This window comes from Azospirillum humicireducens (assembly GCF_001639105.2).
Taxonomy (GTDB): domain Bacteria; phylum Pseudomonadota; class Alphaproteobacteria; order Azospirillales; family Azospirillaceae; genus Azospirillum; species Azospirillum humicireducens.
In genome coordinates, this window is record NZ_CP028907.1 from 216,450 (window position 1) to 231,943 (window position 15,494).

Genomic DNA, 15,494 nt, shown 5'->3' on the forward strand with positions numbered 1-15,494 from the left:
TGAGCGCAATCCGACACTCACCCCGCTCCCCCCCTTCGGAGAGGGTTTCTTCGCAGTTGCAAAAATTCTATCCTGGTGCGGCAGAATCCAAGTATGGAGCCGCGAGCATGGACCGCAAGCCGGACGAGACCACTCTGACCGCCCATCTGCCGAATCTGGAGATCCAGATCCGTCACCGCGAGGCGGGAGAGGACGGGGCGGAGGTGATTGCCATCCAGTTCCGCGCCACCCCGTCCTTCGATGCGGTGGCGAAGCTGCTGGCACCCGGCTTGATGAACCCGCTGCTGCTGGCGGGTTCCACCGGCGGAAAGCCGGGTGGCACTCCGTTTGACGCCAATCCGATGGCGTCCGCCGCCGGCATGGCCGAGCTGTGGATGGCGCCGATGCGGCTGTGGGGCGAGATGGTGCGGCAGGCCTGGGCGCCCTGGATTCAGATGGGGCAGCAGATGGGGCCGCGCCGCTAGGTCAGTCCGATCAAATCAGGGCCACTTCACCTCGGGCGGCAGGCTCATCAGGATCGCCTCGGTGTTGCCGCCGGTCTTCAGGCCGAAGGTGGTGCCGCGGTCGTAGAGCAGGTTGAACTCGACATAACGGCCGCGGCGGATCAGCTGGTGCTCCCGCTGCTCCGCCGTCCAGGGCCGGTTCATGTGCCGGCGCACCAGGGCGGCGTAGGTGTCGAGGAAGGCGGTGCCGACGTCGCGGGTGAAGGCGAAGTCGGCGTCCCAGTCGCCCGAGTCGAGATTGTCGAAGAAGATGCCGCCGACTCCGCGCGCCTCGCCCCGATGCGGCAGGAAGAAATAGCGGTCGCACCACTCCTTGTAGCGCGGATAATAGTCCGGGTGGTGGCGGTCGCAGGCGGCGCGCAGGCCGGCGTGGAAGTCCGCGGTGTCCTGCTCGTCCTCCATCATCGGCGTCAGATCGGCCCCACCGCCGAACCAGCCCTGGGTGGTCACGATGTGGCGCGTGTTCATGTGCGTGGCCGGAACCAGCGGCGAGCGCATGTGCGCCACCAGGCTGATGCCCGCCGCCCAGAAGGCGCCGGTCTCGGCCGCGCCGGGGATGTTGGCGCGGAATTCCGGGCTGAAGGTGCCGTGGACGGTCGAGATGTTGACCCCGACCTTCTCGAACACCCGGCCCTTCATCACCGACATGGTGCCGCCGCCGCCCTCGCCGCCGCCATGGTCGGGGCGGGTCCAGCTCTTGCGCTCGAACCGGCCCGGAGGCAGGTCGGCGTGGGTGCCGGTCAGCTCGTCCTCCAGCGCCTCGAAAGCGGCGCAGATGCGGTCGCGCAGCTCCCGGAACCAGGATGCGGCGCGGGCCTTGCTGTCTTCGATGGTGTCTGGAGTTGCGGCAGTCATGGCGTTTCCGGCTGTGCGCAAGAATAAGATGCGGCGGTCTGCCGCAGGGCTTCACCCAACACCATCGCCGCGCTGACCGCAACGTTCAAGGAGCGGGCGGGCGGAACCATCGGGATGACCAGCCGGGCATCGGCGGCGTCATGCACCTCGTCGGGCACCCCGGCGCTCTCGCGTCCGACCAGGATGCGGTCGCCGGGGGCGAAGCGGAAGCCGGTGTAGGGGATCGCCGCCCGCGTGGTCAGCAGCACCAGCCGTCCGGTCTGCGGCGCCGCGCGGTAGGCGGCCCAGGAGCTGTGCCGGGTCCAGTCGAGATGGTCCAGATAATCCATCCCGGCGCGGCGCAGCCGGCGGTCGTCCAGCACGAATCCGCAAGGCTCGATCAGGTCGAGCCCCACCCCCACCCCGGCGGCGAGTCGCATCAGCGTGCCGGCATTCTGCGGAATGTCGGGTTCGAACAGTACAAGGCGCAACGCGGGACTTGCCTCGAAGTGTTTGTTTTGCATACAAATAGTCTAGCCCCTACACACGCGACAAATTGTCTCCCGGCCAAGGACTTTTCAAGATGTCGACGCGACGGTATACCGCAGCGCAGAAGCTGGAGATACCCACTCCGGACCGATGCGGCATGCCTGAGGGTTTTTCCTTCGGCGGGCGGGCTTGCCGTGTCATGCATAAAAACGGTCCATCGGTCGTCCGGCGCGGGCAAAGGGCGTCGGGCATGCCTTGAGGAGAAACAGGCTTATGGCTCAGACCACGCATCCGCCCGGGACGGGTGGCCACGCGGCCTCCAGCGGCGAGGGGGGTTCCCGCCGCGATTTTCTGTATCTTGCCACCGGTGCGGTCGGCGTTGTCGGGGCGGCCTCGGCGGCCTGGCCTTTCATCGACAGCCTGAATCCGGCGGCCGACACCCTGGCGCTTGCCTCCATCGACGTTGATCTGGCTCCGGTCGCCGCGGGGCAGGCGATCACGGTCACCTGGCGCGGAAAGCCTGTCTTTGTCCGCCACCGCACCGCCGAGGAGATCGAAGCCGCCAAGCAGGTCAACCTGGGCGACCTGCGCGATCCGGCTGCCGACGATGCCCGCGTGAAGAAGCCGGAATGGCTGATCGTCATCGGCATCTGCACGCATCTGGGCTGTGTGCCGCTCGGGCAGAAGGTCACCGATCCGCGCGGCGAGTATGGCGGGTGGTTCTGCCCCTGCCACGGCTCGCACTACGACACCGCTGGGCGCATCCGCAAGGGCCCGGCCCCCGCCAACCTTGTCCTTCCGACGTACGCCTTCACGGGCGATACCAAGATCCGGCTCGGTTAAGCGGCCCAACGGTTCTGGAGACCCCGAGATGGCTCAGGCTCAAGCCACCAAGTTCAAGAATCCGGTCGTGAACTGGATCGACAGCCGCCTGCCGATCTTCACGATGCTGGATCACGAGTACAACCACTACCCGATGCCGCGGAACGTCAACTATCTGTGGGCGTTCGGTGCCATCGCCGGCATCATGCTGGTGATCATGATCGCCACCGGCCTGTTCCTGGCGATGCAGTATTCGTCCCACACCTCGCTGGCCTTCGATTCGGTCGAGCGCATCATGCGCGACGTGAATTACGGCTGGCTGATCCGCTACGTGCACGCCAACGGCGCGTCGATGTTCTTCATCGCCGTCTACATCCACATGTTCCGCGGCCTCTATTACGGCTCCTACAAGGCCCCGCGCGAAATCCTGTGGATCCTGGGCGTCATCATCTTCCTCGTCATGATGGGCACCGCCTTCATGGGCTATGTGCTGCCCTGGGGCCAGATGAGCTTCTGGGGCGCCACCGTCATCACGAACCTGTTCTCGGCCTTCCCGATCGTCGGCGACCCGATCGTGACCCTGCTGTGGGGCGGCTTCTCGGTCGACAACCCGACGCTGAACCGCTTCTTCGCGCTGCATTTCCTGCTGCCCTTCGTGCTGCTGGGTCTGGTGATCCTGCACACCGCGGCGCTGCATGTCTGCGGTTCGAACAACCCGCTGGGCATCGACCCGAAGGGCCCGCAGGACACCGTTCCGTTCAACCCGTACGTCACGGTCAAGGACGGCTTCGCCGTGGTGATCTTCCTGATCATCTACGCGTCGTTCGTGTTCTTCATGCCGAACTACATGGGTCATCCGGACAACTACATCCCGGCCAACCCGCTGGTCACGCCGGCGCACATCGTGCCGGAATGGTACTTCCTGCCCTTCTACGCCATGCTGCGCGCGATCCCGGACAAGCTGGGCGGCGTGCTGGCGATGTTCGGCTCGATCGCGCTGCTGGCCTTCCTGCCGTGGCTCGACCGGTCCAAGGTCCGCAGCTGCAAGTTCCGTCCGATCTACCGCCAGTTCTTCTGGATCCTCGCCCTCGACGCGCTGGTTCTCGGCTATGCCGGCGCCATGCCGGCCGAAGGCGCCTGGCTGATCATCGCCCGTATCGGCACCGCCTATTACTTCTTCCACTTCCTGGTCCTGCTGCCGGTGCTGGGCAAGCTGGAACGGCCGAGTCCGCTCCCCAACAGCATCGCCGAGTCCGTTCTGAAGGGCGGGGGCGGCATCGCTGCCGGCGCCCATGCCAAGCCGATGGAGAAGGCCTGATGCGCGCGTTGAAGACTGCTATCCTCTCGGCGGCGCTGGCTCTCGGCCTCGCCGGGGCCGCGCAGGCCGCGGAAGGCGTGCACATCCCCAAGCAGAACTGGCCGCACAGCGGCATCTTCGGGACCATCGACAAGGCGTCGGCCCAGCGTGGCTTCCAGATCTACAAGGAAGTCTGCGCCGCCTGCCATTCCATGCGTCTGGTCCCGATCCGCACCCTGGCCGGCATCGGCTTCAGCGAGGACGAGCTGAAGGCGATCGCCGCCGGCTATGAGGTGCAGGCCGGTCCGAACGATGCGGGCGAGATGTTCATGCGTCCGGCCGTTCCGGCCGACCGCTTCCCGTCGCCCTTCGCCAACGACCAGGCGGCCCGTGCGTCGAACAACGGTGCCCTGCCGCCCGACCTGTCGCTGATGGCCAAGGCCCGTGTCGGCGGCGAGGATTACCTCTACGCCTTCCTGACCGGCTTCGAGGAGCCGCCGGCCGACGTCAAGCTGATGGACGGCATGAACTACAACAAGGTGTTCCCCGGCCATCAGGTCGGCATGCCGAACATCCTGCAGCCGGACGGCGTCACCTTCGCCGACGGCACCAAGGCGACGGTGGAGCAGCAGGCGCACGACGTGGCGACCTTCCTGACCTTCGCCGCGGAACCGCACCTGGATGCCCGCAAGCAGATGGGCGTCAAGGTCATCCTGTTCCTGCTGGTGCTGGCTGGCCTGATGTATGCCACCAAGCGCAAGCTGTGGAGCACGCTGCACTGAGCCCGACGGTTCGGTGAGGCAATTCGGACCTGGACAGGGCGCCCCTTCGGGCGCCCTGTTCGTTTATGGGGGAACGGGTCGTCCGGGCGGTGGACTTACGGCGGAGAAGACGAATGGTGGACAAGCTGATCGACGAGATCGTCGATTTCTGGTTCGACGAGGCGATGAAGCCCTATTGGTTCCGCAGATCGGCCAGCTTCGACCGCGCGGTCGCCGACACGCTCGGTCCCCATTACGAGGCGGCGGCCCGCGGCGACCATGATCGCTGGATGGAGGATGTCGACGGCTGCATCGCGCTGTGCATCCTGCTCGATCAGGTGCCGCGCAACATGTTCCGCGACGATCCGCGCGCCTTCGCCACCGACGACAAGGCACGGGCCGTGAGCGACCATGCCGTCGCCAACGGCTTCGATCTGGAATGCACCACCGACGAGCGGATCTTCCTCTACCTGCCCTATGAGCATCACGAGGATCTCGCGAGCCAGGAGCGGTCGGTGGCGCTGTTCACCGAGCGGGTCGGCGACGAGACCACGGTGCGCTATGCCCTGCGCCACCGCGAGATCATCCAGCGCTTCGGCCGCTTCCCCCACCGCAACGCCGTCCTCGGCCGCCCGAGCACGCCGGAGGAGGAGGCGTTCCTGAAGGAGCCGGACTCCTCCTTCTAGCGTCTCACGCCTGTTGAGGCGCCAGCCAGCGTTCCAGTGCGCCGAGCAGGTCGGCGCGGCGGACCGGCTTGGTCAGGTAGTCGTTCATGCCGGCGGCGAGGCAGCGGACGCGGTCCTCCGGCTGGGCATTGGCGGTTACGGCGATGATCGGGATGCGGCTGCGCTCGTCGCCCAGCTTGCGGATGGTGGCGGTGGCCGCCACCCCGTCCATATCGGGCATGGCGACGTCCATCAACACCGCCTCGGGCGGTACCGGCGCCTGGGCGACGGCCACCACGGCCTCCGCCCCGCCGGTGGCGGTCTCGACCGAAAATCCTGCCTTGGCGAGCAGGCCCGCCACCACCATCCGGTTGGTCGCGCTGTCATCCACGACCAGGAGCCGGCCGCCGCGCGAACGCGCCCAGCTCATCAGCAGCTCGCCGTCGGTGGTGCGCGACGGCAGGGCGGCCGGCATGTCGAGCATCGCCCGCAGGGAGCCGTCGTTCTCCTGCGTCACGGTCATCTGCGCGCCCATCGCCGCCAGCAGCCGACGGGCGAAGTCCTTGCCGAACCCGTCCTTGCAGTGCCCATCGTAGCGGCCATGCAATTCGGCCCGGAGAACGACCGACTCCTCGCCGTTCGGCAGGGCCGAGAGGCGGAGGCTGAGCCGGCCCGGTTCGGCGCAGGAGATGGCGCTTGCGGCCAGCGCACTGCACAGGCTGCTCACGGTCTCGGCATTGCCGATCAGCCGCGGCGGCGTGCCGGTCAGCACGCTGACGTCCAGGGTTATCCCCCGCGCTTGCGCCAGAGCCGTGGTGGAAACCGCCAGCATGCGGGCCATCGCTTCCGGAGCGAACGCTCTTCCCCGGTTGAGGGGGACTTGATGCAGAATGTCACCGTTCATGGCCCGCCATTGGCAAAATGCAACGCAGCTTGCAGTGACCGTGTCGGAAAGCGATGGAGATCCGCGCTCCTAGCGATAATGCGACCGATTATCAGCAAGGAGCGGGCCATCGGCGCATCATTTCCCAAGCCGCGACACGCAAAGCGCGTTATCCTGCGACGACATACCGAGGTAGGCTTGGCCGAGGTAGGCTGGCCAACGCCGGGGAAATGGCTTGATGGCGGATTCGATGTTTCGGCGAATGGTCGGCCGGCCGTTGCAGCTATTGGGGGCAATCGGGTTGGCGGTTCCGCTTCTGTTCGGTGCAGCGGCGCAGGCCGGCGAGGCCGTTCCCTACTGCGCCGATCCCGATTGGCCTCCCTACGAATCCATGTCCGCCGACGGAAAGCACCAGGGCATCGCGGCAGACCTTCTGGCGCTGGTTTCGCGGCGTTCCGGGGTGGCTTTGCGGGCCGTGCCGACCCGTGATTGGGAGGAGAGCATCGCGGCGGTGCGCGACGGGCGGTGCCGCTTCCTCAGCTTCCTGAACCGGACGCCGAAGCGGGAGGAATGGCTGGCCTTTACCGAACCGCTGTTCATCGACCCGAACGTGCTGGTGACGCGGGAGGGGCATGATTACATCGCCGATCTGGCCGCTGTCGGCGGCGAGACGATGGTGCTTCCCAGGGGAACCTCGGTCGAGGAAAGGGTGAGGCGCGAGTTTCCCAACCTCCGCATCGTCCTGGTCGACAGCGAGGCGGAGGCCTTCGCGACGGTTTCCCGTGGCATGGCGGACATGACGTTGAGGTCGCTGACGGTCGCCGTCTATACGATCAAGACCGCCGGCTGGTTCAACCTGAAGGTTGCCGGCCATCTGCCGGGCTACGAGAATGCGTTGCGGATCGGCGTTCGCAAGGACGAGCCGGGGTTGCTGGCTGTCCTCGACCGCGGGGTTGGAACGATTTCCACCGCCGAACGGACATCCATCGCCAACCGGCATGTCGCCATTCAGGTCCAGTCGCCGCTCGATGCTTGGACGCTGACGAAGCTGCTGGCGCTTCCCGCCGCGGTCGTCCTGACCAGCCTGTTCTGGGTCGTCAAGCTGATGCGGGTGAACGAGCGGCTGCGGGTGCAGTCGCGCACCGACGTATTGACCGGACTTGCCAACCGCAGCCATCTGAACGAGGTCTGCCGTTCGGAAATGGAGCGGGCCGCCCGATATGGCCGGCCGATGTCGATCATCCTGGTCGATCTCGACCATTTCAAGCAGGTCAACGACCGGTTCGGACATGTTTTCGGCGATCAGGTCCTGGTCGAATTCGCCGGCTTGGCAGGCAAGGCGCTGCGGGCCACCGACACGGTCGGCCGGTGGGGCGGCGAGGAGTTTCTCATCCTGTGCCCGGAGACCGGCCCGGGAGCCGCGTTCGCGTTGGCCGAAAGGCTGCGCCGCATGATGCGCGCCTATGATTTTCCCAACGGCCACCGCCAGACCGGCAGTTTCGGCGTCGCCCCCTTTCGCGACGGCGACAGCATCGACCGGTTGCTGATCCGTGCCGACAATGCGCTCTACCGCGCCAAGAACGAAGGTCGCGACCGCGTCGTGCTCGACGAAGGTTCGGTGGACCTGACGGAGCCGGCGCTCAGCCGGACGGCGTGTCCGGCGGATTGAACAGGTAGGGCACGAAGCTGCGGTGATGCTCGTTCACCCGCAACTCGCTGCCGATCGGCGGGAAGGCGCGCTGCTGGCAGTCGGTGCGCTCGCACAGGCGGCAGTTGACGCCGATGGGGACCGCCGCCTTGAGGTCGGCGATGTCGATGCCGGCGGCATAGACCAGCTCCGGCGCATGGCTCGCCTCGCATCCCAGCCCGACGGCGAATTGCCGTGACGGCTTCAGATAGGCGCCGCCGCGCTTGGTCACGGTGCGGGCGATGCTGATGTAGGTGGTGCGGTCGGGCATCTGGGCGAACTGCACCAGGATCTTGCCGGGCTGTGCGAAGGCCTCGTGCACGTTCCACAGCGGGCAGGCGCCGCCGAAGCGGGCGAAGTGGAAGCGGGTGGCGGAATGGCGCTTGGTGATGTTGCCGGCCATGTCGACCCGCACGAAGTAGAAGGGCAGGCCGCGCGCGCCCGGCCGCTGCAGGGTGGAAAGCCGGTGGCAGACCTGCTCGAAACTGGCGGAGAAGCGGCTTTGCAGCTGTTCCACGTCGTGGCGCAAGGCGCGGGCCTGCGCCGCGAAGGCACGGTAGGGCAGGACCAGAGCACCGGCGAAGTAGTTGGCGAGCCCGACCCGGCAGATCGACCGGGCGTCCTCGCTGGAGAATTTCGCCTGATCCACCAGCTCGTCGATCTGGTCGCCGAACTCCAGCAATGCGATCTGGTTCGCCATGTGGAAGGCGCGGCTGGCGCTGGTCAGCAGGGCCGACAGGCGCAGCGTGCCGGTGGAGGCGTCATAGCTGCGCATGGCGGTCTCACCCGCCTCGTCGGCGACGATCTTCACCCGCACGTCGTGGCGGCGCTTCAGATAGGCGGCCAGTTCGTTCAACAGCGATCCGGAATGGATCTTCTCGGTGTCCCACAGCCGCTCCGCCGCCTCGTCCAACGGGCCGATGTAGTTGTTGCAGTAGTGGAAATAGTCCCGCACCTCCTCGTACGGAAACTGCGGCCCGGCAAAACTGTCGCCCTGTTCGCGGTTCGACAGGCTGTCGGCCAGCGACTGCACCCGCTCGTGCAATTTCTGATAGGCCTGATGCAGGCTGAGAACCCGACGGGCCAGCTCCGGGCTGGAGCCGACCACGCTGCGCAGCTCGCCCGAGGTCAGCGGTGCTCCCGCAAAGAGCGGGTCGGCCAGCGCCTCGCGCAGGTCGGAGACCAGCCGGCTGTCCTCGTCCTCCAGAAAGGCGGACAGTTCCAGTTCGAAGGTGGCGGCGATCCGCATCAGCACCGACAGGGTCAGCGGGCGCTGGTTATTCTCCAACTGGTTGAGATAGCTGGGGGAAAGCTCCAGCGTCTTGGCCAGCGACGCCTGGGTCAGACCGCGCTGTTCGCGCAGGCGGCGCAGCTTATAGCCAAGGAAGAGTTTCTTTTGCATGCGTATAAAATCCCGCCCAACGGGCGGCGTTGGAAATCCGCCGTTCTTCGCAATCTTAGCAAGCACAAAGCCGCATTTGCAAAGGGCTTCGCAACTTCGCACCTTTTTGCGAAGAGGCTGTTTGAAGCGCTGCGAAGTTTGTGAATAATCCGCGGCGTTCCGGTGAATGATTGCGTCGCTCGGCGCCGGAGCGGGGACCGTCACTGCGACGCCAACGATATGGGAACGCCCGATGCAAGACATTCTGGCCAAGTTGGAGTCCAAGCGCGCCGCGGCGCGGCTGGGCGGCGGTGAGAAGCGCATCGCCGGCCAGCACGCCAAAGGCAAGCTGACCGCGCGTGAGCGGATCGAGCTGTTCCTCGACGAAGGGTCGTTCGAGGAGTTCGACATGTTCGTCGAACATCGCTGCATCGACTTCGGCATGGAAAACCAGAAGGTCCCGGGCGACGGCGTGGTGACGGGCCACGGCACCGTCAACGGCCGCCTCGTCTTCGTCTTCAGCCAGGACTTCACGGTCTTCGGCGGTGCGCTGTCGGAGGCGCATGCCGAGAAGATCTGCAAGATCATGGACCAGGCGTTGAAGGTCGGCGCCCCGGTCATCGGCCTGAACGACAGCGGCGGCGCCCGCATCCAGGAGGGTGTCGCCTCGCTCGGCGGCTATGCCGAGGTGTTCCAGCGCAACGTCGATGCCTCGGGCGTCATCCCGCAGATCTCGCTGATCATGGGGCCGTGCGCCGGCGGTGCTGTGTACTCGCCGGCCATGACCGACTTCATCTTCATGGTGAAGGACAGCTCCTACATGTTCGTCACCGGCCCCGACGTGGTGAAGACCGTCACCCACGAGGTCGTGACCGCCGAGGAGCTGGGCGGCGCCGTCACCCACTCCACCAAGTCGGGCGTGGCCGATCTGGCCTTCGAGAATGATGTCGAGGCGCTGCTGCAGCTGCGCCGCTTCGTCGATTTCCTGCCGTCGTCGAACCGGGAGAAGGCGCCGGTCCGCCCCTGCGCCGATCCGCTCGACCGCGAGGACTTCTCGCTCGACACGCTGGTGCCGGAGAACCCGAACAAGCCCTACGACATGAAGGAGCTGATCCTCAAGATCGTCGACGAGGGCGACTTCTTCGAACTCCAGCCGGAATACGCCAAGAACATCCTGATCGGCTTCGCCCGGATGAACGGCTCCACGGTCGGCATCGTCGCCAACCAGCCGATGGTGCTGGCCGGCTGTCTCGACATCGACAGCTCCAAGAAGGCGGCGCGCTTCGTTCGCTTCTGCGACGCCTTCGAAATCCCGATCCTGACCCTGGTCGACGTCCCCGGCTTCATGCCCGGCACCAGCCAGGAGTATGGCGGCATCATCAAGCATGGCGCCAAGCTGCTGTACGCGTACGCCGAGGCCACCGTGCCGAAGGTGACGGTCATCACCCGCAAGGCGTACGGCGGCGCGTACGACGTGATGTCGTCCAAGCATCTGCGCGGCGACGTGAACTATGCGTGGCCGTCGGCGGAAATCGCGGTGATGGGCGCCAAGGGCGCGGTGGAGATCATCTTCCGCAGCGATATCGGCGACGCCGAGAAGATCGAGGCGCGTACGGAAGAGTACAAGCAGAAATTCGCCAATCCCTTCGTCGCCGCGTCGCGCGGTTACATCGACGACGTCATCATGCCGCACGGAACCCGCCGCCGCATCACCAAGGCGCTGTCCATGCTGAAGAACAAGCAGCTCCAGAACCCCTGGCGCAAGCACGACAACATTCCGCTGTGAGGGCCGGCAGCATGTTCGAGAAGATCCTCATCGCCAACCGTGGCGAGATCGCCTGCCGCGTCATCCGCACGGCACGCCGCATGGGCATCAAGACCGTCGCGGTCTATTCCGACGCCGACAGGAACGCGCTCCATGTCGAGATGGCCGACGAGGCCGTCCACATCGGCGCCGCTCCGTCCGCCCAGAGCTACCTGCTGGTCGACCGCATCGTCGAGGCCTGCAAGAAGACCGGTGCCCAGGCGGTCCATCCCGGCTACGGCTTCCTCTCGGAGAAGCGCGAGTTCCAGGAGGCGCTGGCGGCTGCCGGCATCGCCTTCATCGGTCCGGACGCCCACGCCATCCAGGCGATGGGCGACAAGATCGAGTCCAAGAAGCTGGCGAAGGAAGCCGGCGTCTCCACCGTTCCCGGCTATCTCGGCGTCATCGCCGACGATGAAGAGGCGGTGACGATCGCCCGCGACATCGGCTATCCGGTGATGATCAAGGCCTCGGCCGGCGGCGGTGGCAAGGGCATGCGCGTTGCCTGGAACGACGAGGAGGCGCGCGAGGGCTTCCGCTCGGCGACCAACGAGGCACGCTCCAGCTTCGCCGACGACCGCGTCTTCGTCGAGAAATACATCCAGCAGCCGCGCCACATCGAAATCCAGCTGCTGGCCGACGGGCAGGGCACCTGCCTGTACCTGCACGAGCGTGAATGCTCGATCCAGCGCCGCCACCAGAAGGTCATCGAGGAGGCTCCGAGCCCCTTCCTCGACGCCGCCACCCGCAAGGCGATGGGCGAGCAGGCGGTGGCTCTGGCCAATGCGGTGCAGTACAAGTCGGCCGGCACGGTGGAATTCATCGTCGATGCCGAGCGCAACTTCTACTTCCTGGAGATGAACACCCGCCTCCAGGTCGAACATCCGGTCACCGAGCTGATCACCGGCCTCGACCTTGTCGAGCTGATGATCCGCGTCGCCGCCGGCGAGAAGCTGACGATCCGCCAGGAGGACGTGCAGCTGAACGGCTGGGCCGTCGAGGCGCGCGTCTATGCCGAGGATCCCTTCCGCAACTTCCTGCCCTCCACCGGCCGCCTCACCCACTACCGGCCGCCGGCCGCCCACCCGCATGTCCGCGTCGACACCGGCGTGTTCGAGGGTGGTGAGATCTCGATGTACTACGATCCGATGATCGCCAAGCTCTGCACCTGGGGATCGACGCGCGATGCGGCGATCGCCGGCATGCGCGAGGCGCTGGACCAGTATTACATCCGCGGCGTCAGCCACAACATCCCGTTCCTGGCCTCGCTGATGGCGAACCAGCGCTTCGTCGACGGGCGGCTGACCACCAACTTCATCGCCGAGGAATATCCGACCGGCTTCCACGCCTCGGACCTGCCGCCGGAAGACCCGGCGGTGCTGATCGCGGTGGCCGCGGTGATCCACCGCAGCCTGAACGACCGCGATATCCAGATCTCCGGCAAGATGCCGGGCAACAAGGCAAAGGTGCGCGACGACTGGGTGGTCGTGCTGGACGGCACCCAGCATCCGGTGCATCTGCATCCCGCGGACGGCAGCCCGCAGCGCATCGGCTACACCGTCGACATCGACGGCAAGCACCACACGGTGTGGAGCGACTGGCAGATCGGCGAGCCGCTGTTCCGCGGCACGGTGAACGGCACGCCCGTCTGCGTCCAGATCGACCGCGTCGGCATCGGCTATCGCTTGCACCACAGCGGGTCGCAGGCCGTCGTCAAAGTATTGACCCCGAAGGCGGCACAGCTCGACGCCCTGATGCCGGTGAAGGCGCCGCCTGACATGTCGAAGTTCCTGCTGTCGCCGATGCCGGGCCTGCTGGTGTCGCTGGCGGTGACGGAAGGCCAGGAGGTCAAGGCCGGCGAGGTTCTGGCCGTGGTCGAGGCGATGAAGATGGAGAACATTCTGCGCGCCGCGCAGGACGGGACGGTCGCGAAAATCCACGCAGCCCCGGGCAGCAGCCTGGCGGTCGATCAGAAGATCGTGGAATTCGCGTAACCGTATAAGAAGAAGAAACGCAATCGAGAGGAAGCGTACCCCCTTGCCCCCCTTCCGCCGGTCCATTCGACCGCCGGAAGGGGGCGCATCGGACGGAAACGCACTGCCAAGTCCACCAGCGCCCATAAGAAGCCATCAGGAGGCGTCGATGACCGAGTTCCCGCAGAAGACCCTTGCCGACTGGGACAAGCTGGCCGCCAAGGATCTCGGCGCCGACGGCGACATTTCCAAGCTGGTCTGGAAGACCCCGGAAGGGCTGGACGTCAAGGCGCTCTACACCGCCGCCGACCTGGAAGGGCTGGAGCTGGACACGCTGCCCGGCTTTCCGCCCTTCACCCGCGGCCCGCGCGCCACGATGTATGCGGTGAAGCCCTGGACCATCCGGCAATATGCCGGCTTCTCCACCGCGGAGGAGTCCAACGCCTTCTACAAGGCCAACCTGAAGGCCGGCCAGATGGGCCTGTCGGTGGCCTTCGACCTCGCCACCCACCGCGGCTATGACAGCGACCATCCGCGCGTCGTCGGCGATGTCGGCAAGGCCGGCGTGGCCATCGACAGCGTCGAGGACATGAAGGTCCTGTTCGCCGACATCCCGCTCGACAAGATGTCGGTGTCGATGACCATGAACGGCGCCGTGCTGCCGATCCTGGCCGGCTACATCGTCGCGGCCGAGGAGCAGGGCGTTTCGCAGGACAAGCTGAGCGGGACCATCCAGAACGACATCCTCAAGGAGTTCATGGTCCGCAACACCTACATCTACCCGCCCGAACCCTCGATGCGGATCATCGCCGACATCATCGAGTACACCTCCCAGCACATGCCGAAGTTCAACTCGATCTCGATCTCCGGCTACCACATGCAGGAGGCCGGCGCGACGGCGGTGCAGGAGCTGGCCTTCACCATCGCCGACGGTCTGGAATATGTCCGCGCCGCGATGTCCAAGGGGCTGCCGGTCGACAAGTTCGCGCCGCGCCTGTCCTTCTTCTTCTCCATCGGCATGAATTTCTTCATGGAGATCGCCAAGCTGCGCGCCGCGCGCCTGCTGTGGTCCTCCCTGATGCAGGAGAAGTTCCAGCCGAAGGACGCGCGCTCGCTGGCGCTGCGCACCCATTGCCAGACCTCCGGCGTCTCGCTGACCGAGCAGGACCCCTACAACAACGTCATCCGCACCACCATCGAGGCGATGGCCGCGGTGCTGGGCGGCACCCAGTCGCTGCACACCAACGCCTTCGACGAGGCGCTGGGCCTGCCGACCAAATTCTCCGCCCGCATCGCCCGCAACACCCAGCTGATCATCGCGGAGGAGGCCGGCGTCACCAAGGTGGTCGATCCGCTGGGCGGCTCCTTCTACATCGAACACCTGACCCACAGCCTCGCCAACGCCGCGCTGGAGCTGATCGGCCGGGTCGAGGAGATGGGCGGCATGACCAAGGCGGTCGAGAGCGGCATGCCCAAGCTGCTGATCGAGGAGGCCGCCGCCCGCCGTCAGGCCGCCATCGACCGCGGCGAGGAGGTGATCGTCGGTGTCAACAAGTACCGTCCGGAGAACCCCGAAGGGGTGGACGTGCTGGACATCGACAACACCGCCGTCCGCGAGGCGCAGATCGCCCGGCTGAAGCAGATCCGTGCCACCCGCGACGAGGCCAAGTGCCAGGATGCACTGGCGGCGCTGACCAAGGCGGCCACGGAGAAGACCGGCAACCTGCTGGCCCTGTCGGTCGAGGCCACCCGCGCCCGCGCCACCGTCGGCGAGATCTCCGACGCGTTGGAAAAGGCCTTCACCCGCCATGTCGCCGTCATCCGTTCGGTGTCGGGCGTCTACGGCTCGGCCTATGAGGGCGACGAGGGCTTCAGGAAGATCCAGGAGGAGGTGGCGTCCTTCGCCGCCGAGGAAGGCCGCCGGCCGCGCATCCTGGTGGTGAAGATGGGCCAGGACGGCCACGACCGCGGCGCCAAGGTGATCGCCACCAGCTTCGCCGACATCGGCTTCGACGTCGACATCGGGCCGCTGTTCCAGACCCCGGACGAGGCGGCGCGGCAGGCGGTGGAGAACGACGTCCACGTCATCGGCGTGTCGAGCCAAGCCGCCGGCCACAAGACGCTGGTGCCGCAGCTGATCGAGGAACTGCGCAAACAGGGCGCCGGCGACATCCTGGTGGTGTGCGGCGGCGTGATCCCGCCGCAGGATTACGACTTCCTCTACAAGGCCGGCGCCGCGGCCATCTACGGGCCGGGCACCAACATCCCGAAGGCGGCGTCCGACATCCTGGGCATCCTGCGCAAGCAGAAGGCGGCGGTTTGATGAGTGGTGGCGGGAAGAGCGAAGGCTCTTCCCGCTTTTGAGTCAGGCGGCGGGGGCCTTTGAAATTTGACG

13 protein-coding genes are annotated in these 15,494 nt (G+C 66.3%); 9 read left to right on the plus strand and 4 right to left on the minus strand.

The genetic code is table 11. The features are described 5' to 3' along the window. Nucleotides 1-107 precede the first annotated feature (107 nt). A complete protein-coding gene (locus A6A40_RS28190) occupies nucleotides 108-464 on the plus strand; it encodes a hypothetical protein (RefSeq protein ID WP_108549153.1) in 357 nt (118 codons plus the stop codon). Between the two features lie 15 nt (nucleotides 465-479). Here the strand turns inward: A6A40_RS28190 and hemF are convergent, their stop codons facing one another. After that, nucleotides 480-1,358 (minus strand): oxygen-dependent coproporphyrinogen oxidase, encoded by an 879-nt coding sequence (gene hemF / locus A6A40_RS28195; protein ID WP_108549154.1) that lies wholly within the window; start codon nucleotides 1,356-1,358, stop codon nucleotides 480-482. After that, nucleotides 1,355-1,828 (minus strand): tRNA (cytidine(34)-2'-O)-methyltransferase, encoded by a 474-nt coding sequence (locus tag A6A40_RS28200; RefSeq protein WP_108549155.1) that lies wholly within the window; start codon nucleotides 1,826-1,828, stop codon nucleotides 1,355-1,357. The genes hemF and A6A40_RS28200 overlap by 4 nt, the downstream gene beginning before the upstream one ends. A 271-nt stretch (nucleotides 1,829-2,099) precedes the next feature. On the opposite strand from A6A40_RS28200, the gene petA reads away from it, so the two are divergent. The 4 genes from petA (at nucleotide 2,100) to A6A40_RS28220 (ending at nucleotide 5,392) form a co-directional block, all read left to right on the plus strand. Beyond that, on the plus strand, nucleotides 2,100-2,669 hold the full coding sequence (gene petA, locus A6A40_RS28205; RefSeq protein WP_014249761.1) for a ubiquinol-cytochrome c reductase iron-sulfur subunit: 570 nt from the start codon (nucleotides 2,100-2,102) through the stop codon (nucleotides 2,667-2,669). Nucleotides 2,670-2,697: 28 nt separating this feature from the next. Beyond that, on the plus strand, nucleotides 2,698-3,966 hold the full coding sequence (locus tag A6A40_RS28210) for a cytochrome b (RefSeq protein WP_108549156.1): 1,269 nt from the start codon (nucleotides 2,698-2,700) through the stop codon (nucleotides 3,964-3,966). After that, nucleotides 3,966-4,727, plus strand: coding sequence for a cytochrome c1 (locus A6A40_RS28215; protein ID WP_108549157.1), 762 nt, complete (start codon nucleotides 3,966-3,968; stop codon nucleotides 4,725-4,727). The genes A6A40_RS28210 and A6A40_RS28215 overlap by 1 nt, the downstream gene beginning before the upstream one ends. A gap of 113 nt (nucleotides 4,728-4,840) precedes the next feature. Next, a complete protein-coding gene (locus A6A40_RS28220; RefSeq protein ID WP_108549158.1) occupies nucleotides 4,841-5,392 on the plus strand; it encodes a DUF924 family protein in 552 nt (183 codons plus the stop codon). A 4-nt stretch (nucleotides 5,393-5,396) separates the two neighbouring features. Here the strand turns inward: A6A40_RS28220 and A6A40_RS28225 are convergent, their stop codons facing one another. Further along, the gene (locus A6A40_RS28225) at nucleotides 5,397-6,203 is read right to left on the minus strand and encodes a response regulator (RefSeq protein WP_236784114.1); all 807 of its coding nucleotides are present in this window, start codon (nucleotides 6,201-6,203) and stop codon (nucleotides 5,397-5,399) included. 352 nt (nucleotides 6,204-6,555) lie between these two features. On the opposite strand from A6A40_RS28225, the gene A6A40_RS28230 reads away from it, so the two are divergent. Then, complete coding sequence (locus A6A40_RS28230; protein ID WP_236784115.1) at nucleotides 6,556-7,923, plus strand: diguanylate cyclase; 1,368 nt, start codon at nucleotides 6,556-6,558, stop codon at nucleotides 7,921-7,923. On the opposite strand, the gene A6A40_RS28235 is transcribed toward A6A40_RS28230, so the two are convergent. Next, the gene (locus A6A40_RS28235) at nucleotides 7,895-9,343 is read right to left on the minus strand and encodes a helix-turn-helix domain-containing protein (RefSeq protein WP_108549161.1); all 1,449 of its coding nucleotides are present in this window, start codon (nucleotides 9,341-9,343) and stop codon (nucleotides 7,895-7,897) included. The two genes, A6A40_RS28230 and A6A40_RS28235, sit on opposite strands and share 29 nt — an antisense overlap. 232 nt (nucleotides 9,344-9,575) lie before the next feature. Here A6A40_RS28235 and A6A40_RS28240 point away from each other — a divergent pair, with 232 nt between their 5' ends. The 3 genes from A6A40_RS28240 to scpA all read left to right on the plus strand — a co-directional run bounded on the left by A6A40_RS28240 (nucleotide 9,576) and on the right by scpA (nucleotide 15,422). After that, nucleotides 9,576-11,108, plus strand: coding sequence for an acyl-CoA carboxylase subunit beta (locus tag A6A40_RS28240; RefSeq protein WP_108549162.1), 1,533 nt, complete (start codon nucleotides 9,576-9,578; stop codon nucleotides 11,106-11,108). An 11-nt stretch (nucleotides 11,109-11,119) separates the two neighbouring features. Then, nucleotides 11,120-13,120 carry an acetyl-CoA carboxylase biotin carboxylase subunit gene (locus A6A40_RS28245; protein ID WP_108549163.1) on the plus strand — a complete coding sequence of 667 codons (2,001 nt, stop codon included), beginning with the start codon at nucleotides 11,120-11,122 and terminating at the stop codon, nucleotides 13,118-13,120. 148 nt (nucleotides 13,121-13,268) lie between these two features. Further along, on the plus strand, nucleotides 13,269-15,422 hold the full coding sequence (gene scpA, locus A6A40_RS28250) for a methylmalonyl-CoA mutase (protein WP_108549164.1): 2,154 nt from the start codon (nucleotides 13,269-13,271) through the stop codon (nucleotides 15,420-15,422). The last annotated feature ends 72 nt before the right edge of the window (nucleotides 15,423-15,494 follow it).